Source organism: Leyella stercorea (genome assembly GCF_021531655.1).
Genome location: NZ_JADYUF010000040.1, coordinates 1 through 21,412 on the forward strand (window position 1 = coordinate 1; position 21,412 = coordinate 21,412).

14 protein-coding genes are annotated in these 21,412 nt (G+C 51.0%); 12 read left to right on the top strand and 2 right to left on the bottom strand.

Translation table 11 applies throughout. From position 1 onward, the window contains the following. Positions 1-193 precede the first annotated feature (193 nt). Positions 194-487 (bottom strand): nucleotidyltransferase family protein, encoded by a 294-nt coding sequence (locus tag I6E49_RS10995; RefSeq protein WP_235402325.1) that lies wholly within the window; start codon positions 485-487, stop codon positions 194-196. Positions 488-512: 25 nt separating this feature from the next. Further along, the gene (locus I6E49_RS11000; protein ID WP_235402326.1) at positions 513-2,009 is read right to left on the bottom strand and encodes an alkaline phosphatase family protein; all 1,497 of its coding nucleotides are present in this window, start codon (positions 2,007-2,009) and stop codon (positions 513-515) included. A 357-nt stretch (positions 2,010-2,366) separates the two neighbouring features. On the opposite strand from I6E49_RS11000, the gene I6E49_RS11005 reads away from it, so the two are divergent. From I6E49_RS11005 to I6E49_RS14475, 12 genes are all read left to right on the top strand, one after another. Continuing rightward, a complete protein-coding gene (locus I6E49_RS11005; protein ID WP_235402327.1) occupies positions 2,367-3,026 on the top strand; it encodes a hypothetical protein in 660 nt (219 codons plus the stop codon). Positions 3,027-3,244: 218 nt separating this feature from the next. Then, entirely contained in the window at positions 3,245-4,195 is a 951-nt protein-coding gene (gene ribD, locus I6E49_RS11010; protein WP_235402328.1) for a bifunctional diaminohydroxyphosphoribosylaminopyrimidine deaminase/5-amino-6-(5-phosphoribosylamino)uracil reductase RibD, read from the top strand. Between the two features lie 3 nt (positions 4,196-4,198). Next, positions 4,199-6,070 (top strand): AAA domain-containing protein, encoded by a 1,872-nt coding sequence (locus tag I6E49_RS11015; RefSeq protein WP_235402329.1) that lies wholly within the window; start codon positions 4,199-4,201, stop codon positions 6,068-6,070. Between the two features lie 127 nt (positions 6,071-6,197). Further along, the gene (locus I6E49_RS11020; protein WP_235402330.1) at positions 6,198-7,430 is read left to right on the top strand and encodes a helix-turn-helix domain-containing protein; all 1,233 of its coding nucleotides are present in this window, start codon (positions 6,198-6,200) and stop codon (positions 7,428-7,430) included. Positions 7,431-7,822: 392 nt separating this feature from the next. Further along, positions 7,823-8,401, top strand: a complete 579-nt coding sequence (locus I6E49_RS11025; protein WP_235402331.1) for a DUF3575 domain-containing protein — start codon at positions 7,823-7,825, stop codon at positions 8,399-8,401. A gap of 42 nt (positions 8,402-8,443) precedes the next feature. Then, the gene (locus tag I6E49_RS11030) at positions 8,444-9,847 is read left to right on the top strand and encodes a DUF3868 domain-containing protein (protein WP_235402333.1); all 1,404 of its coding nucleotides are present in this window, start codon (positions 8,444-8,446) and stop codon (positions 9,845-9,847) included. Positions 9,848-9,995: 148 nt separating this feature from the next. After that, positions 9,996-11,510 carry an Mfa1 family fimbria major subunit gene (locus I6E49_RS11035; protein ID WP_235402334.1) on the top strand — a complete coding sequence of 505 codons (1,515 nt, stop codon included), beginning with the start codon at positions 9,996-9,998 and terminating at the stop codon, positions 11,508-11,510. 317 nt (positions 11,511-11,827) lie between these two features. Further along, entirely contained in the window at positions 11,828-12,889 is a 1,062-nt protein-coding gene (locus tag I6E49_RS11040; protein ID WP_235402335.1) for a FimB/Mfa2 family fimbrial subunit, read from the top strand. Positions 12,890-12,907: 18 nt separating this feature from the next. After that, positions 12,908-13,972, top strand: coding sequence for a hypothetical protein (locus I6E49_RS11045; RefSeq protein WP_235402336.1), 1,065 nt, complete (start codon positions 12,908-12,910; stop codon positions 13,970-13,972). A 36-nt stretch (positions 13,973-14,008) separates the two neighbouring features. Next, on the top strand, positions 14,009-15,349 hold the full coding sequence (locus tag I6E49_RS11050) for a hypothetical protein (protein ID WP_235402337.1): 1,341 nt from the start codon (positions 14,009-14,011) through the stop codon (positions 15,347-15,349). A gap of 76 nt (positions 15,350-15,425) precedes the next feature. Beyond that, entirely contained in the window at positions 15,426-20,732 is a 5,307-nt protein-coding gene (locus I6E49_RS11055) for a T9SS type A sorting domain-containing protein (RefSeq protein ID WP_235402338.1), read from the top strand. 460 nt (positions 20,733-21,192) lie between these two features. Then, positions 21,193-21,327, top strand: coding sequence for a hypothetical protein (locus I6E49_RS14475; RefSeq protein WP_262911548.1), 135 nt, complete (start codon positions 21,193-21,195; stop codon positions 21,325-21,327). Positions 21,328-21,412: the final 85 nt, after the last annotated feature.

The window sequence follows — 21,412 nt, forward strand, 5'->3', positions numbered from 1 at the left end:
AAAAATACGACTATTTATTGAATTATTAAATTAAATAACTAATTATCAATATGTTAATTTATAGAACATCCCTTAATAAAAAAGTAGCGGAAGATCAGACCTTCCGCTACTTTTTTATTAAATCTCTTCCAACATTTTGTTTATCGTTTTCAACATTCCCGGAAGCTTGTTCTTCACAACTTCAAATTCTTCATCAAACATATATTCCATCTCTTTGTATTTGTTTGGAAAGCATCGGATTCATGTTGTCCCTTAGACGTACGATGTCTACGGGTCGGCCGAACAGATGTTGTAAATCTTCCTTGATATGAACCAAAGAGAACATATCCGGCTTCTGCATTTCCACACAAACATCCACATCGCTATCTTCTGTCTGCTCATTTCTGGCTACCGACCCGAAGATACCGATTTTCACTATGCCATATACTTTTGACTTTAAGTCTAAGTATTTGCGTAATATGTCTAAATATTCCTCTTTGGTTTTCATATCATTGTTTTATTGGATTCTTTGTTTACTTCTGGTCCACCACTTCCACAATCGGATTGCCGGTTGAAGCATCGGGTGCCTGCACGTGCAGCATGGCGCATACTGTGGGTGCGGTGTCTACCATATTGGTCAGTCGGGTGGTCTTGCCGGGCTTTACGTTCCATCCCATGAAGATGAGCGGGATGTGTGTGTCGGCGGGGTTCCATGAGCCGTGTGTAGAGCCATAGAATCCAGGCTTCACGTTCCAGTCGAAGTAGTTGGCCTTCACTACGGCGTAGATATCGCCCGAACGGCCTTTATAGTATCCGTTGATGATGCGCTCGCGTATCCACTGCGGCAGTGCTGCCACGGCTGCCTTCTCGTAGTCTACGGCTGTGATGAGTTCGGGCACCTTCTTGAGTTCGGCTATGGCAGCGGCCTTGACAGCCTCGATGTCGAGATTGTTCTGTGCGAGGAAGGCATGGTCGAGATAGAGGCTGAAGCCTACTGATGTGTTGAAGTACTTGCCCTCAACGCCGAACTTCTTCGACAGAGCCTCGTTCACCTGGCGCAGCGTAGCCGTCTTGTCCCACGAGCCGCCCACGAGCTTGTGCTCGCGCTGTGTGTTGGGGTTGTGGGTTCCGGCGTGGTCGGCTGTGAGGAAGAGCAGATAGCCGTCCTTGCCCACCTGCGCGTCGAGAGCGTCGAAGAACTTCTTGATGTCGCGGTCGAGCGTGAGGAACACCTCCTCGTTCTCCTTGCCCGGCGAGCACCATGTACCGGTCTGGTGCGAGATGGCGTCGGTCGACGATATGCTGACGCAGAGCATATCGGTGGTTCCGTTCTGTCCGAGCTTCTCGGCCTTCATTATTGCCTCTGCCATGTCGAATGTCACGGTCACACCGTCGGCATGACTCTTCGGGTCGTAACCCTTCTTCAGAGTGTTCTGCTTGTTGAACTTCACTACATAGTCGGGCAACTTGTCCATATAGTACGAGCTGGTGACAAATCCTGCCACGCTCTTGTCATACCAGAAAGCGCCGTTGGCAGAGTGGCCCGCAGGCAGTATGGCGGCACGGTCCTTTATAGCCACGCCGAAAACCTTGGCCTTGAAGTCGGTAGCCTGGCGCAGCATGTCGCCTATAGTGGTGCCGAGCATGTAGTGGGGCGACATCTGTGCCGACTTCGATGTGGTGCCTACGCCCTGCACCGAGGGGTCGTCGCAGCAGTAAACCATCTTGTCGCCCATGCGGAAGTCGTTCGAGGCGATGCCGTTAGTGGCTGGTACGGCTCCTGTATATAGGCTGGCATGTCCCACACCCGTAACGGTAGGCACGTAGTTGACCATCTGGTTGTCGCACGAGAATCCCTCGTTGATGAGACGCTTCATTCCGCCCTCGCCGAACTTGTCGTAATAGTAGTAAAGATAGTCCCAACGCATCTGGTCGATAACGATGCCTACCACCAGCTTCGGACGCTGTACCTGTGCGCTTGCCACGATGGCTACGCAGCACAAAAGTACCGAAAAGATAAGTTTCTTCATAATTTTTGTTTTAGTTATTTTATTTAGTTCTGAATTCTCTTTTTCTGTCTCCGCCTACACCTTATTATATATATAGGGGGAAGATAAGCCACCCACCTCCTGCAAAAGGGGTCCTTTTGCCTTCCAAAACGAGTCCTTTTGCAGAGTAAAAGGACTCCTTTTGCGCTCCAAAACGAGTCCTTTTGCGGGGTAAAAGGAGCCCTTTTGTGCAGCCCCTGTAAATTCCCCACTGGCAAAGTTAGCAATAATATTCCGCCTCGAAACACATAAAACGCAAAAATCACGGCATTTTCTTTGAGGTTTCGCAAAAATGTCGTACTTTTGGATAAAATCCTAACAGTAAACCTAGAAAACGCTATGGAAAAGAAAATAACACAAGAGAACTTCGAAGAGACCTACGTCGACAGTATCGAACTGGAACGTATCGACAAGTTTGTGTGCGACGAAATGGCACGACAGATTCATCGTTACATCAAGGCGATGAAGGGTTCGAAGACCATCATGCTCAAATTTGAGGAGCAGCTCGCCACTCTCACCGTGGAGGAGAAGGAGAAGGCCATAGCACGCTACATCGACCTAAACCGCAAAGTGCTATCAGGACTTGACTTCAAGGTGGTGCTCGCACGTGCCATGGCCAACTACTGCGACACGTTCGCCTACCTTATCGAGCTTGTCAACAACAAGCGCAAGATGGTGTTCTATCTCAACCGCATACGCGAGAAGTACGAACAGTATCACGAAGTGTTCGAAGAAGACGGACGCTTCGGCATCAAGGACCACCAGGGCAACATACTCATCCCTGCACACTACGACTTCCTGCGCACGCCATACGTCTACGTCGACGACCTGCGCACGCTGCCCGTCATAGCCCAGCGCGACGGCAAGATGGGACTCATCCTGCCCGATGGCAAGGAGACAGTAGTGGCTGACTTCATCTACGACGACATTTCGCTGCGCGACGAACCGCCCTATTTCGAAGCGTGGAAGGGAGATGAAGCAACCTTTATTGAGGCATAAGCCTCAATAAAGGTGTGATGTTGAGGTGTTGAGATGGTGTGATTTGTTGTGATGATATATTGTTGGAAATCTCACCATCTCAACACCTCAACACCATATCAACAAATCACAACACCACAACAACCCCTTATCACCTCAACCCCATACACCCCATATCAACAAATCACACCACAACAACATCACAACACCACAACCTCTTTTCTCGAAGAAAAAAAACAATGACCGACGAACAATACATGCGCCGCTGTCTGCAACTTGCCGGCTGCGGCATAATGGGCGCAAAGCCCAATCCGATGGTAGGAGCTGTCATCGTATCTGCCGACGGACGCATCATAGGCGAGGGCTACCACCGCCGCTATGGCGGGCCACATGCCGAGGTGAACGCATTCGCATCGGTACGCCCCGAGGACGAACCGCTGCTCAGCGACGCCACAATATACGTCAGCCTTGAGCCGTGCTCGCACTACGGCAAGACTCCGCCGTGCGCCGACCTTATAATAAAGAAAGGTGTAAAGCGATGCGTGGTGGGATGTGTCGACCCCTTTGCCAAGGTGCACGGACGCGGAATACAGAAGCTGCGCGACGCCGGCATAGAGGTCACCGTGGGCGTCCTCGACGACGAATGCCGCGAACTCAACCGCCGATTCATCACCTTCAACGAGCAACACCGACCTTATATCACACTCAAGTGGGCGCAGACCGCCAACCACTTCATCGACAACGACGGCCTTGCGCTTGCCATATCCACCCCCTTCACCAAGATGCTTTCGCACCGACTGCGCGCCCAGGCGGACGCCATACTCGTGGGCCGCACCACCGACGAACGCGAACATCCGCAGCTCAACACACGCCTATGGGCAGGACCCTCGCCCCGACGCATAGTCATCGACAGCCGCAGGCCCGCATTCGAGGGGCTCGACTTCGCACAGCCCGTAGTGCCGCAGATACTCTCGTGGCTCTACGACGAGCGCTGCCAGTGGCTCATCGTTGAAGGCGGAGCAGCCACTCTCAACTCGTTCATAGCAGCCGGAGCGTGGGACGAGATACGCATCGAGACGGCACCCATGACCGTAGCCTCCGGCACACGCGCCCCGCAACTGCCCGACTGCGCACGCCTGCACAGCCAGCAGACGTTCGACGGAAACACTATCAGGATATACAGAAAATAAGAAATGAACAACCCTATACTCCAACTACAACAGCAGCGCCTCCTTCTTGAGATTGAATACAATCACGAGAAGGAGGAATTTCGTAAACAGACACAGTCAATGGGCATCGAACGCAAGACACGGCGGGGCGATGCCTGGTTTCCCGTGAGCATAGGGCGCAACTATTACAACTCACTCAACCAGATGGTCGTGGAGGTGACACGACAGCCGGGATCGGACATCGAACACAACTTCGAGCCCGGAAGGCCCGTATGCTTCTTCACAATGAAGCGCGACGCTGCCGGACACGATGCCATACACTACATGTCGTTCACCGCTACGGTGAGCTATGCCGAGCAAGACCGCATGGTGGTGGCGCTGCCCGACTCGGGCCGCATTGTCGACCTGCAGCGCCAGGAGGCTCTGGGCATACAGCTGTTCTTCGACGAGACGTCCTACCGACTGATGTTTGACGCCCTCGACCGCGTGATACGTGCCAAGACGGGACGCCTGGCAGCGCTGCGCGACATATTCTACACCAAGGCTCCCGCGTCACGATTCACATTCGACGTGCCCGTTCTGCCGTGGCTCAACGCCTCACAGCAGCACGCCGTGGGCGAAGTGATGCGTGCAAAGGACGTGGCTATAGTACACGGTCCTCCCGGAACGGGCAAGACGACGACGCTTGTCGAGGCTATATACGAGACGCTGCGACGCGAGAGCCAGGTGCTGGTGTGCGCACAGAGCAACATGGCGGTCGACTGGATTTCGGAGAAACTCGTCGACCGTGGCGTTGCCGTGCTGCGCATAGGCAACCCCACACGCGTCAACGACAAGATGCTGTCGTTCACCTACGAACGGCGCTTCGAGGCCCATCCCGACTATCCGCAGCTGTGGAGCATACGCAAGGCCATACGCGAACTGCGCCAGCAGCGACGCGGACGCACCGAGTCGTGGCACCAGAAGATGGACCGTCTGAAGAGCCGCGCCACCGAACTGGAGCTGCGCATACGCTCGTCGCTCTTCGGCGAGGCACGTGTCATAGCCTGCACCCTCACCGGATGCGCCAACCGGGTGCTCGAAGGCGAACACTACTCCACCTTATTTATAGACGAGGCGGCTCAGGCTCTCGAAGCGGCATGCTGGATTGGCATACGCAAGGCGGGACGAGTAATACTGGCAGGCGACCATTGTCAGCTGCCGCCTACCGTAAAGAGCATCATGGCTCTTAAGGGCGGACTGGGCAAAACGCTTATGGAGCGCATAGCCGAGCAGAAGCCCGATGTGGTGACGCTGCTCGAAGTGCAGTATCGCATGAACGAGCAGATAATGCGATTCTCAAGCGACTACTTCTACAACTCGCGCGTGCAGTCGGCTCCCGAGGTGCGCGGACGTGGCATTCTCGACTACGACCGCCCCATGATGTGGGTTGACACCACCGATGTCGACGGCCGCGAGGAGTTCGTAGGCGAAAACTTCGGTCGCATCAACCGTGCCGAGGCAGAACTCACGCTCGCCACCCTTGCCGACTATTTCGACAAGATTGGCCGTCAGCGCGTGCTCGACGAGTCGATCGACGTGGGCATCATCTCGCCCTATCGTGCCCAGGTGCAGCTGCTGCGCAAGATGATACGCCAGAGCGAGCGTCTTCGTCCCTACCGCCGGCTCATCGCCGTCAACACTGTCGACGGATTTCAGGGTCAGGAGCGCGACATCGTGCTCATATCGCTGGTGCGCGACAACGACGGCGGCGACATCGGCTTCCTGCGCGACCTGCGTCGCATGAACGTAGCCATAACACGCGCCCGCATGAAGCTCATCATCCTCGGCTCTGCCGCCACAATGACGCGCCATCCGTTCTACAAGCAGCTCTACGAGTATGTGGAGAGTCTATAGAAGACTTTGCAAAACTATGCACATAAAACACAATTTGTCAATTTTAGGTTAAAAAACGACAAACATTATTGACAAAGCGTAGGCTTTTTAGTACCTTTGCATATACTTAAAAGCTAAATTAACCGCAATGACAATAGACCTATATTCACTAATCGCATACGTTTTCAACTGCGCCGTATGCGCCACAATTGGAATACTCTTCCTGCTCACACCTTTAAGAAAGGACAAGGAGGGGAAGATAGACTCATACAGTAAGACACGATTGTGCCTTGCTGCGTCGGCCTTTATCGAGGGACTGACAAGTCTGCTGTACACCGTGCGCATTGTCAACGACGTGCCGTATCTGCCCCTCAACCAATTCACCAGCCCGCTGTTCTTGTACTTCGCTATATGCATCGACATGACAGCCATAATCTATCTGATGCACGGCAAGCAACCCCAACTGCGCACCTCAATACTGTTTGTCACACCCGTACTGCTCGTGTGGCTTATACATATATTATTGTTCATACCCGACTACGGACTGACCTTCTCAGCCAAAGCCTACAACGAATTCCTCACAACAAAGCCCGCCATATACACCTGCTATGCGCTGTATACGGTGTTTGTAGTCGAATTCGCATACATACTCAAGTCGGTGGGCAACCAGATAATACGCTTCAGACAGCATATCGACAACTATTGCTCGGGCAAGAGCCGCAGCCAGAGCCACTGGCTCATAGCCGTGGTCATATCAATAGTGCTATATTATATAATAGGTATAATTGACCTCTGCGCATCCAACCCCATGTTGGATTCTTACGTGCTCTGGGTTCTATCGCTGATTGTTATCGCCAACAGTATGGCTTTCATTATGTGCCGCAACATTTATTGGAAAATTCAACTGGCTTTTGCCGAAAACGACAACACACCGACAACAGCTGCCACAACCGACAACGCCACTGATGCAGACAAAGCTCAGCACAGCAGCGACGAATCAAAGCAGAAGCGAGAGACCGATGCCATGACGCAGCGGGCCACATTCGACTCCAACTCTATCGATGACATAGTGAACGAGTGGATCAGACGCGACGACAAACCATATCTCAAGGAGAGCATCACCATAACGCAGGTGGCTGAACAGATGGGACTGAACACCCGACTGCTCTCCAACTATATCAACTACGTGAAGGGACGCAACTTCAACGCATGGATAAACTTCCTGAAAGTGCAGGAGACCAAGGTTGTGCTACTCGCCGACCGTACGCTCCCGCTCAGCGACATAGCCTATCGTATGGGCTTTGCCGACCTCGCTTCGATGTCGAGAATATTCAAGCAGATAGAGGGAATGCCTCCTTCGGTCTACCGGCAGAGAAATTGACATTATTATATATATACACCCCCTACATAATTTATATGCACCCCTTCATACGATAAAAATCCTTTTTTTACGATAATTAAATCAGGTGGCGAAATACGAAAATAGCCGTCTTATTCCTATGTAGGATTAATAAAATGTACAAAAAAAATACAGATTTGCGCATTTTGGACGTTAAATTAACAAGCGACAAATCCCATTTATCTCTAATCTAAATTTGCAATCGTATAACAGTACAAGGATAAAACAACAGCACAAACTAAACAGACTTAATTAAGTCTTAAACAAACCTCTTAAAAAAGCTAACAGACTTTGACTAAAAGACACCCCACCCTTAACGATAAGTTCAAACACATAACATCACAAAACTAGAACACTTAAAAAAAGAATGTAATATGGCTAAACACGTAACATACAGATTGAGACTGCTCATAGTAGCTCTGCTCGTGGCTGTATCAGCTAACGCCCAGCAACTGGGACTAAAGACCAATTTGCTCTATTGGGCCACTACTACCCCAAACATCGGACTTGAACTTCAGACCGGTCGTAAGCATACCATCCAGGCCTTCTACGGCATCAACCCCTGGAAGTTTAAAGACAATAAGAGCATACGCCATTGGGTCATCCAGCCGGAATACCGCTACTGGTTCTGCCAGACGTTCAACGGCTGGTTTCTCGGCGTGCATGCTATGGGCGGACAATTCAATGCCGGAGGCATCAAGATGCCGTTCGGATTGCTCAAAGAGTTTAAGAATCACAGATACGAAGGATGGTTTGCAGGTGGCGGACTCACAGCCGGCTATCAGTGGCCACTGTCCAAACACTGGAACCTGGAGACTTCGCTCGGTGTAGGCTACGACTACATCCACTACAAGAAGTTTGAATGCAAGACGTGTGGCAACAAGAAAGGCGAGGCACACAAGAACTATGTGGGCCCAACTAAGGCTGCCATCGAACTAATCTACATATTCTAAACCGGATACAGACTCTATTAACTAACACAAAGACTTCAATATATGAAACACTACATTATATTATTAGCAGCTCTCGTCTTAAGTGCCGCCAATGCGACGGCACAGACGAAGCGGTCGGCAAGAATCCTCAACCGACAGGTGGCGGTGGAGAATATCAAGGCTACAAGGGCTGACAACCAGTTCTTCGTAGGTATGGACTTCTGCCTCGACGAGCTGAATATGCCTGCCAACCGACGCGTGGTTCTGACGCCGACTATCGAGTCGGGCGACAACAGCGTGGCTCTGCAGCCCATCGTCATCAACGGAACCAGGCAGAAGGTGATGTACGAACGCCGCGACAACCGTAAATATCCCGACGCAATGGCGGTGACTCGCAAGAACGGCAAGGCTCAAAGCTTCTCATATCAGGCACAGACCGAATACGCCGACTGGATGCGCAATGCCGACATTGTAATGAAAGAGGACCTCTGCGGATGCGGAAAGGTGGACGAGCAGGAGAGCGAACAGATCAAGAAGATGCGCCAGCCGAAGGTGGCTTACATCGCTCCGGTGGCTGTAGAGCAGAAAACGTACTCTATGTCGGGCCGTGCTTACGTCGATTTCCCCGTCGATCGCACCGAACTTCATCCCAATTACCGCAACAACCCACGCGAACTTGCCAAGATTGTCGACACTATCAACATCATAAAGAAGGATGCCAACATGACAATCACAAGCATCGAGATCCACGGCTACGCCTCGCCCGAAGCTCCATACAAGCACAACGAGTATCTCGCTGCCAACCGTGCGGCTACGCTGAAGAACTACGTCAGACAGCTCGTCAAACTCGACGACCGTCTGTTCACAGTAAAGTCGACTGCCGAGGATTGGCAAGGACTATGCAAATACATCCGCGAGAGCAATCTCAACAACCGCAACGCCATTCTGAAAATTGCCGAGGACAACGCAACGGAACCCGACCGACGCGAGTGGCTCATCAAGTCGCAATACCCAGAGGAGTACCGTACAATGCTCGCTACATGGTATCCGGCTCTGCGCCATTCCGATTATGTCATCACGTGCAACGTGCGCCCGTTCTCTGTTGAAGAGGCTAAGCAGTTCATCAAGACCAAGCCTCAGCTGCTGTCGCAGAACGAGATGTACATGGTGGCACAGACTTACGAGCCGGGATCTAAGGAGTTTAACGAGGTGTTCGCCATCGCTGCCCTCATGTATCCCGACGATCCTACAGCCAATCTCAATGCCGCCTGCGCCGACATCAATGCCGACAAATGGGCTGATGCGTTGCGCAAGCTCGACAAGGCAGGCGATTCTGCAGAGGCAGACAATGCAAGAGGCGTATGCTACTGGCAGATAGGCAACGAGACTAAGGCTATAGAAAGCTTCAAGAAGGCTGCCGACAAGGGTTGCGACACAGCCCGAAGGAATCTCGAAGACATCCAATAGACACAATACACATACACCGACACAATGCTAAACTGGACTTGACTGGCAAACCAGAACAGACAGACTAAACTCAGACTGAACGCAATCAGACTTAAAAAAAGACTTTTATTCAAACACAAAAATTAATAACCACTTAAACTTTATAGTTATGAGAAAGTTTAATCTATTCCCTCTCGCACTGGCTGCAATAGCATTTAGTGCTTGTACATCCGAAGAGGTTGCCGAGAACAACCCTTCCACTGGTGAAGGAACAACAAGATATGTAGCTGTCAACATCAATAGCGTTGGAACCAGCGGTTCGCGTGCTGACGGCGACTATGCTAACGGTTCGGCCAACGAGAACAAGATCAATGCCGTACGCTTCTACTTCTTTACAGAGAATGGCGAGGCCTACAATATGGGCACAACCAACTATGTGGAGAAGGAAAATCCTACTGGCGAAGGCAAACTTACACCTAACGTAGAGAAGATTACAGACGCTATGCTCGTGATTGAGGGCGAAACCAAGACAGCTCCTCACTCTATGATAGCTGTTGTAAACCCCGCAACGATTGAAGAAGGCGTTCTTAGAGCCAAGATGACAAAGGCACAAGTCGAGGCAGCCGTAGCCGAACAGAACTTCAATGCACAAGGTGCTGACGCTAAGGATTTCGTAATGTCAAGCTCGGTGTATTCTGACGGAACAAACAAGGTATGGGTTGCCGACATCACAGGACACGTTGCTACAGACCAGAATACTGCAATGCAGAATCCGGTAGACATCTACGTAGAGCGCGTTGCTGCCAAGCTCACTTCTACAGCAACTGGTGCTGGCCAAAGCGACAAGTTCCTTGTAGGCGAAACTACCAACGGCAAGAACGTATATGCAGTCATCAAGGGTTGGGGACTCGCTAAGGAGACAACCGACGCCAACCTCATCAAGAAGATTGACGCTACATGGACTGACAATGATCTGGGCATCACGATGTGGAATCATCCTGCATATTTCCGGTGCTACTGGGAGACATCAAGAAGCGAAATGAGTCAGGGCAAGTCGTACAACGCCTACACTTCTCAGATTGGCGATGTTTACTACACCAATCCTAACACCTCTGACAATAACAAGCCGCAATACGTTGCTACCGTAGAGTTGCAGTATGAAGACGGTACAAAAGCCGAAATCTGCAAGTACAAGGGCGTTGAGTATCTCTCGGAAGAGGCTGTGAAGAAGGCCATCTTGGCTGAGAACAAGGACTATAAGAAGCGTACCACAAGTGCGAATGGTACCGAAATCACAGGTCTTACAGTCGATGACATCCACTTCGTAGTGACAGGTTATCAGGTTAAGGCACAGCTCAAGGAGGGCGTTACAGTATATAAGGGTGAAGTAAATGCTACAGCTGAGTGCAACACGAATATGGGCAAGTCGCTTGCCGAAATCCGTAAAGAGGGTAGAGCTTACTACTACACCGACGTAGCACACCTCGGCACAGCTAAGGGTATTGTACGTAACCACTACTATCAGATTGACGTCAACTCTATCAAGGGCTTCGGTACTCCGGTATACGATCCCGATAGCAAGTTCGTTCCTGTAGTTCCAGAAGATACACAGACTTATCTCGCAGCTCGTATCAACGTTCTCTCTTGGAGAATCGTTAAGCAGACTGTCGAGCTTGGCAAATAATCAGCTAAGCCGAACGATACAAAACTCTATTAATAGAGAAGAGAAATACTACGTACTAAAGACGTAAACCAATCGTAGGTGGGTATGACTCTACCGCCATACCCACCTACCCTACCCCACACAAACGCCCGGCGACTCCGCCACCGGAACAACAAGGATGGAGGTATCGCGCCGCCAGATACCAAGAGGATGACGGCAATATGAGGCCACACAAGCGGCTCTCATCAACCGACGCAGACTATACTCATTATTAATATATACTCTCACATTATTAATATATTACTCTCACATACTTCACGAAACAAAAACTAAACGATATGAAACACAACAAGCGCCAAATAATTAGTGGCCTCAAGGCCCTCGCAGCTGTGATGGCTATGATGTTCACCGTGACCTCGTGTGGAATGATGGAGGACGATCAGTCGAACTGCCCGAAGGAGTTGCGCGTCAACTTCAAGTACGACATGAACATGAAGTTTGCCGACGCCTTCCCCAACGAGGTGAAGACTGTCACGCTCTATGCCTTCGACAAGGACGGAAAACTCGCCCTGCAGAAGAAGGAGAGCGTGAAGGACATTGAAAATCGTGGCGGATATATGTCGGTCAACGAGCTTAAGCCCGGACACTACACACTCAAGGTGTGGGCGGAAGGTGAAGAACGATATGCCGATTCTTACATCTACGGCGAGCCCAACAGCCAGGACATCAGTTCGCTCACATGTCGTATCAACCGCTCTGAATGCATTGTCGACCACGACCTCACCTCGCTCTATCACGGACTCTTGAAGGATGCCGACCTCAATCTTGAAGGTTTCGGAGTGAAGACGGCCACTGTCGACCTGATGAAGAACACCAACGTGGTGCGCGTAGTGCTGCAGAACACGTCGGGTGAAACTCTCAACGCTGCCGACTTCGACTTCTTCATCGACGACGGCAATGCATTCCTTGCCTACAACAACGAGCCGATCACACGCTCAACGGCACTGCCGGAGAACGACGTTACGTATGTGGCATGGTCGAAGTACGACGGCATCATCAACGGCACACGATCGGAACTGATACCCGACATCGACGGAAGCATGACGCCGACATCGGCTGTCGTGGCTGAGTTGACAGTCAACCGACTCTTCGAAAACATGAATCCGCAACTCAGCATCTACAGCAAGGAGACCCAGGAGAAGATTCTTCAGATTCCGCTCATCGACTATGTTCTACTCGTGAAGGGCAACTACAACAAGGCAATGTCCAATCAGGAGTATCTGGATCGACAAGACGAGTACAACTTTGTATTCTTCATTGACGACAACCACAGCTGGCTCTCCGCTCAAATCTACATCAATTCGTGGAGAGTGGTGCTCAACAACACAGACTTCAAATAACCCTTAAAGAAACTGACTATGCTTAGAATAAACCGCTATAAATCAACGCTGACAGTTTCGCTCATGTTCTGTCTGCTGTCCACTATGTCGTGCGGCTTCGACGACGGCTACGACAATGAGGACCAAAACGACGACGCGGTGAGGGTGGCTTTCCGTATGTCGTACGCCAACGGCAATACAAGAGCAGCCAACGAGGGATGGGACGACTACGACCCGAAGGACGACGGAACTGCATACGAGAATGCCATCAATACCGAACAGTTGCAGATTAAGGTGTGCGACGAGAACGGAACAATCATCGGCGACGTTGACAACGTCATTGCAATAAACAACGGTACCGACACCAATCCTGACTATTCCATCACTGGAACGTGGGAAAACGCCGCCGACAAGCTATCCAAAGCCAAGAAGATTATGGTGTTTGCCAACTGCGGAACGAGCATTGTTACGCCTGGCAACATCCAGAATCTCGCCTTCACAAGGGCATCCACAACGCAATACATACCAATGTGGGGCGTCACAACGCTAACCAACGAGCTGGTGGTGGGCAAGAGCAACAACCTCGGAACTATTTATCTGCTGCGCTCGCTTGCCAAAGTGAAGGTGAAACTTGCCGACGGCATGAAGTCACGCAAGTACTCGCTGGGCGCAATGCAGCTCAACAACTACAACACTTCGGGCTATACGCTGCCGCTGACATACAACACCGTTGCCAGCACAGCAGCCATTCAGTTCGGCAACTCGCTTCATGCCAACAGCTCATGGGCTCAGTCAATAGTAATGACAGGCGATGGCGACGAGAGCATAATGCTCTACATACCCGAATACGACAACATCAATGCCGCTGCCGACCGTAAGGCTACCATAAGCTTACAGCTCATGCGCGACGGCGAAGAGGAAGGCAACTATACGCTGCACTTCTGCAACTACACTCCCGAAGGAGCTCCCGACGCAGCCTCAACCTACAACATACAGCGCAATCACTACTACGAATACACCGTAGGACTTACTGACGACCAGGTGAAGATAGTGCTGAACGTGAAGGAATGGAATCTACGTCAACACGACGAGATTATTATGTAAAACGACAGACTTAACAAATACAAAAACCACAAAGCGATGACTCACGCCAAGAACATATTCACATACATGCTCGCGCTGTTCTCGACGCTTGCCCTTACTGGCTGTTTCGAGGATAGTAACGACGAGTGCCAAGGCCAGGCGGAGAGCAGCAAGACGCAGGTGGAGCTAAGGCTCGCCGCTTCTGCCAGTTCGCCAACTCGCGCCAGTGGCAACATCAACGGCGTTACAAGAGCGACATGGGTAGACACTAACGCTGCCCCTGAAGGAGAGATGATGCACAATTGTTTCGTTGTCATCGTCCAGAACGGCAAGATACAGAACATTATCGAGCGCGACTTCTCTGCCAATGGCGAGCAGGAAGCTACCACAATAAAGACGGTAGTGGCTAAGGGTGCCGCTACCTTCTACTCGTTTGCCAACATCAGCCGTGCCGATATAGGGCTCGACGGCATCAACTCGTTCCCCGCCGAATTGCCTGCCGGATTCGACAACATGTATTATAAGGTAGAGGGCAACACTTCATCCATTAGCGGAAACGGCATCCCGATGAGCAACAAGCAGACCGCTACCATCGACGACAACACCCGAACCGTAAGCCTGGAGGTGATACGTATGATGGCAAAGGTGCAACTACAGTTCACCAACGACACCGGTTACGACCTCAACGTGAAGAGCATCACGCTGACCGACATAACCGAAAACGCTGCCAACAACGTCAGTCTGCTGCCCAAGATCGAAGCAAACGCTGTCGTGCCCAACATCAATGCCGCCGCAACTTACGCCGATTTCACCCTGACAATGGACGGAACCAACGGCAAGGAGGTGAAGAATGGAGCACATCTGAACACCACATTCTACGTCAACGAGAGCGTCGCCCATACTCCGAACTACTTCGTTCTGAGCATCGACACAGACAAAGGCACCGTGACGAAGCGTATAGCAATGACCAAATGGAACCGAATTGCACGCAACGACTACTTGATTATACCCGTAAAACTGGTAGACTACCGCATCGAGATTGAACCGCAGGTGTTCACGGGCATCGGTGTCAAACCCGAATTGAATTACAGCAACGACCGCATCACAGCCACATTCAAGTCGTACGGAGAGTTCCATCTGAAGCTGCATGTGTACAAGCGCAGCAATAATGAGGAACTTACAGCATGGAGAGTGACGGGCGTTACGACGCTCGAAGCCAATCCTGCCGAAGCCGAAGACGTCTGGATATACGACGACGAACCAACCTACGACACCCGCACCAAGACGATTGAGGGATACATAAGCCCCCGCAAGGGATACGCTATCCACGAAATCAACGTCCAGATAGACGGCGTAGGCTACGTCATTCCGTATCGCTTGCAGATAATCAAGGATTAGAATATATAGGTGGGTATGGCATTCCTGCCATACCCATTTTTCATTTAAACTATCACGAACATAACACCTTACGACTATGAAGATTCGCAATAACAATATAAACCGACCCGCAAAGTCCAAAAGGCTGTTGCTGCAGCTCTTTGCGATGATAGCCCTTGCGGCAGCGCCCAACTGTGTTTATGCGCAGAGCTTAGGCTTCCACTATAAGGGTCACAGCGGTATGCCATTAGACAGCCGCGGAATGCAGCAGACTGCCGAGTGGCACTACAACTACTATCTGCCCACCAGTAGCAGCACAATGGAACTTGAACTGCCTTTTGTAGGATGGAACAGTACGACCAACGACCTTGAGCCTTACGGATGGATTCGCTGGTACGACTATACTACCGACCTGAAGTCGGACAGACTGAGTGTATACAGTTCAAGATATTCTGTGCTGAGCAGCAGGAAAGACTATACCAGCAAGAAGGACATAGGTCTTATTGCCGGCACTCTTTCAGCTTCAGGCAGAAACTATGTAGGTGTCAATTACAACAAGCCTTCGGGAGCAGATGCAGAAGATTGGGCTGGAGAAACTATCGCTTGTGATGTAAGCCGATACAATGATTATAGTTTTAAACAAGTAAGTAGTGGCCCTTGGTATAATCCTACATATACAAATTATGTTGAACATGAACCAACCCTCTCCATCCGATACATCTTCCACATCAAGTCTGCAGCATATCTGGCAAAGCAAATCAAGGATGCTTTATGTGATCACAGCAGGGCTGCTGACCTGACTCTTGAGGACAACAAGCGCATTGTGTTCGGTGCCAAGAATGATGCAGCAAAAATGACACTGCGCACCAATCTGAAGAACTCTGGCGGACAGACCTACTGGTTCTATCCTCTCAGCAAAGCCACCAACGGCAAGTCGGTATATGCCACCACTGAGAGTCAGAAGATAGAGGCTTCTGACTTTGAAACGACAATCAAGCAAGCCCAATACATCCGCTGGATTGCATACAACGAAGACCGCACCAAGTATTACGTACTTGCAGCTAAAGGCAATCAGTTCTACGACTTCAAAATCAGCGATCTCATGAACAGTTCGGGATGGATGAATGTAGAAGGCAACGCGTCGGCAAGCACACCTTCCGACATAGGCTATGGACACACTGCCTACATCGTAGCTTATGCTTACGACGGAACGAATATGTGTCCGATTGCCAACTTCGAGGTGTTTATACATCAAGGCTACCCAAAGATGAAGAGCGAGATAAACAGCGACGGTGACGTAGACCGTACTATCTCATATCTCGAAAGCAAATACAATAGGGCGATGGATCCTATCTCGTTCGACAAGGACAATCCTGACCTCACATTCGCCAGACCTACAACCGCATTGAACAACATGAGCTTGAAGCCGTCGGATTTCAAATCACGTGCCTACGGATTCACTTATGCCGAACTTGCCAGCAAGGACTACTACAACGGTGGTACTCACTACGGCAAATCACCGATTCATGGCGACTACGGACTATATAAGTCGGGCAACCTCTCTGGTATATCAGCCAATGGAGAAAACGGATATCTTTGGTGGGCATACGGCTCGCCAACCATCTACGACCGCACTTACGAAAAGACCGGCGGAAAGCAATACGGACACTTCCTCTATGTAGACGCATCGGACGAGAGCCGACAGATAGCGTCTGCCGACTTCCAAGCCAACTTGTGTACCGGTTCGCAGCTGGTATTCAGTGGTGCCGTTGCCGAGTACACAGCTGCAAACGCAGCTGCACCTCAGGTGATGTTCCGCCTTTATGGCATCAATAAGGACAAGAACGGAAACGTTATCGACCAGAAGCTTATCCAGTCGTTCACATCAGGCGACTTTGCCACCAATACAAAGGACCACCAATACGGCAAGTGGTATCAGATATTCAGCAAGCAGGTGCTTCAGAAGTCAACCGGCGTGAGCAACTACAGCACCTTCCGCATTGTGCTCGACAATATGTGTCAGAGTACCGGAGGCGCCGACTACTGTATTGACGACCTATGCCTCTACACCCAGACATCAAAGCTTGACGTATTGCAGAACCGTCCGCTCTGTCCAAGCGAGAATGGATATGAGACGGCTCCTAAGGAGATAACGCTGAAACTCCGCGGTATCTACGAGACCTTCCAGGCTATGGTGAACATGAAAGAGTCAAAACTGTTCTATCGCATCTGCGACGAGAACGGCAAGCCTGTTGAAGGTATCGACTACCACAACAACGGAAAGAACTACGGAGTGGCACGTATTCCTGCCACTTACAACGCAGCGGCTGTGCTTCCGGCAGAAGCTGCCGACGGGCTGACTAACGTGCCTATGTTTGAGAACGACAACAGCGGCAACCGATGCCTGGTCATCGCCAACCGCAACTTCAACATCGTGCCGGGCAAGAACTTCTACGTATCTATAGCTTATCCGAGCGACGACAACGCTGAAATGCCAGAAGCATGGGGCACACCTACCGACGTATGCTCTACATACAGCGACCCGTTCCAGATTGTAAAGCAAAGCATCAAGGTGACCGACGCCAACGGCACTGCCATAACTTCGGTACGCGTAAAGTGTGACGGATCGAATACCAGCAACGTCAGCGTCAACATAAAGCTTGAGACTGTCGACAAGGTGAACGGTGGAAAGGTGGAACTTCCCGATGTCAAGTTCGACTGGTTCTTCAGCGAGAACAACAAGAGCAACGACATTAACACCAATGGTGTGCGTGAGGCACTGAACCACTTCCGCGACGTATATCCTAACGCCACAACGCTGCAAAGCGCTAAAAACAGCTTCACCACTGCCGACCGCGCATTGCTGAAGCAGTATATCGACAACGGACGACTGCTTATCTCGGCAAGCAGCACCATCAGCAAGTTCACCACATTCGGCAACTTTGAAGTAGCTGCCGTACCTATTGCCACTTCAATCACCGTGGGTGGACAGCAGTATGACGTATGTCCCGACCCGATGCTCTTCCCATTGCGCATCGTAAAGGATGGTCCGCGTGTATACACTGGTTTCAAGGATGTGACCTATCCGTCGGACGACCGCACACTGCGCATCGGCTTGCCACAGATAAAGGCTATAGCCAACGGCACACTGCAATTGCCTATGACAAGTATGGAGGATGCCGACAAGGTGACCTTAGAGAACGGAGGAAAGGTATGGATTGCCAGCACCAACGACCCGCAGATGGTACTCGCAAATGGCAACGACCAATTCGTTGGTACTGTTACCTCGGCTACCATCAGCAAGAGCGACGAGACGATAGGCATCCGTTTCAACAGCGACGCAGCCACACGTCTGCGTGAGGGCTACTGGTATGAGCTTAACTTCAGCTTCAGCAACAACGAGAGCAGCAGCACTGCTTCTTGTCCGGGCGAAGTGTTCGTAAAGATGCTTGTAGTGCCTGAATATGCCACATGGCAACCTTCGACTGCTACCAACTCGGCATGGAACAACGATGCCAACTGGCTGCGCTCTAACAAGGCTGAGATATATAAGGCTGATTATTCCGAATATAACGAAACTCGCGAGGCTGCATTCATGCCGATGAAGTTTACGAAGGTGACGGTGCCTACACTCACCAACAGCACCTATCCCAACCTCAAGGAGCTGAGCTATCAGACCAACGGTATAGCCAACAGCGTAGGCGACATGGCTTACGACATAGTGACAAAATGGAACGACGCTACTGCTGACGGTTCGGACACTGGCAACGGCACATTCAACTGCGAGAAATGGACCGGCAACCTCTGCGACCAAATCTACTTCAAGCCGGAGGCTGAGCTGCTCTACGCCAACTATCTGACGTACAACAAGGCTTACGTGGACAAGCTGCTCACGCCAGACACATGGAGCGTAATGTCGTCGCCACTGAAGCAGACCTACGCTGGCGACCTCTATGTTCCGAAGGACAACGGACAGGAACTGTCGGAGGCATTCAAGCCGATGACATTCAATGAGGCTGTGAACGACCGCAACGCCTATCCTATCTTCCAGCGCAGCTGGGACGGCGACGTGGAGGAAGTGAGCACGACTACCACCTACAAGGCCAACCACGACGGCACTATTGTAGAGAGCCAGGAGAATGAGCTTACACTGAAGTCGGCATACTGGACACACGTTTACAACAAGGCCGACGAGGCGTATGCCAAGGGTAAGGCGTTCGCGGTAAAAGCGGGCGACAAGTACACCGCAGGCGCACAGAACAATGCCTACGCCCTGATTCGTCTGCCTAAGGCGGACACACAGTACAACTACTACGACAGCCAGAGCAAGACCAACGTATCGGCTACTGTACAGAAGACCGCCGACAACTATCGTATGCAGCTGGGCGACGATGCCAACGACCACACAATGCAGCTCTTGCAGCCGCTCAACCAGAACGTACACAAGGGCAACAGCTATCATCTTGTAGGCAACCCCTACCCCTCTTCGTTGAGTATGTATCGCTTCCTCAAGGCCAACACAGCCTTCGAGAGAAGCGTATGGACATTTGCCGACGGCAAGTTTACGGCTCACGCCATAGACACCAGCCTCGACTACGACAAGAAGAAGGACGTAATCATACCTCCTACACAAGCGTTCTTTGTCAAGGTGAAGTCAGCCGAGACCGTACCCGACAACGTATTGTTCAACGCTTCGATGCTCATCAACAGATGGGTGACTGGCGGCGAGAAGGCACTCACGCCTCAACCTACAATCATCCTGACCACATCGGACGGCACACGCAGCAGCCAGTCGGAGCTGATAGTAAGCGCTGAGGCAAGCCGCGACTACGTAGAAGGCGAGGATGTAGACATGCTCGGCGAGGGCAACATTGCCGAAATAGCCCAGGCTTACTCTGTAGCAGGCTCGCAGGCAGTAGCCCTTAACACCACCGACGACATCAACTGGATGCCTATTGGCATTGTGGCTGGCAAGAGCCGCAGTACCAACGTTACCGTAAACCTCAACAGCAAGATGCAGCGCAAGATGAACGACGAGGGCTGCAAGCTCTTCATCTACGACGCAACGAGCAAGAAGTTCAGCGAGATAGCCGACGGTATGCAGATAGAGATGATGGCAAACGACCACGGACGCTACTACATCACCACCAACAACTGGGTAGTTCCGACCGGCATCAACGCCATCCGCTGCTTCTCACCAGCGCAAGGCACCATCATCGTGGCAGTACTTAACGGTGAGGTGAAGCAGGCTAAGGTTTACGATACGGCAGGAGCTCTCGTCACAAGCAGCCGCAGTACAGCCGGCGAGCGTTGCCAGCTCAGCGTACAGCAGCCCGGTGTGTACATCGTCAAGGCTACAACCATGGACGACAAGACCGAAACATTCAAGATTGTTGTAAAGTAGTGAACGACATCAGATATATTTAGTAACCTCTCAGATACGTTTAACAATGCGAAGCCCGTTGAAGGACAAGTTCCTTCAGCGGGCTTTTTTCGTGTGGGGTGACACAAATACCCTTTTCAAATTATTGCTGTCTGGCAAACAATTCTCAAAATTCAAAATTGCCATCTACACCAATTCAAAATTGAATAATTCAAAATCGCAGGCGTAGCCGAGAACAATTCAAAATTCAAAACTCAAAATTCAAAATTCAAAAAAGACTCCTTTTGCCTTCCAATAGTTGTCCTTTTGCCCTTCAAAAGGACCCCTTTTGCTCACCAAAAGGACTCGTTTTGCAACCCAAAAGGACTCCTTTCCAAAACGACCGTACAGAGGGCGTGTCAAAACTCACAGCAGTACGCCCCGAAGGGGCAGAAGCTCATAGCCCAGGGCAACACCCTGGGTAAAAGTATCGCAAATCATAATGCGCCCTGTAAGGGCAAAAGCGTTAATTATCAATGCTTTTGCCCTTGCAGGGCGTTTTGCTATTTTCAATCCGTACACCCAAGGCGCTGCCTTGGGCTATGTGCTTTTGGGGCTTTCAGCCCGTTTTGTTTGACTTTTGACACGCCCTCCTATGTGCTTATTGGGCTTTCAGCCCGTCTTTGACCACATTATTAGTTTTACCGGACAGCAATATTTTC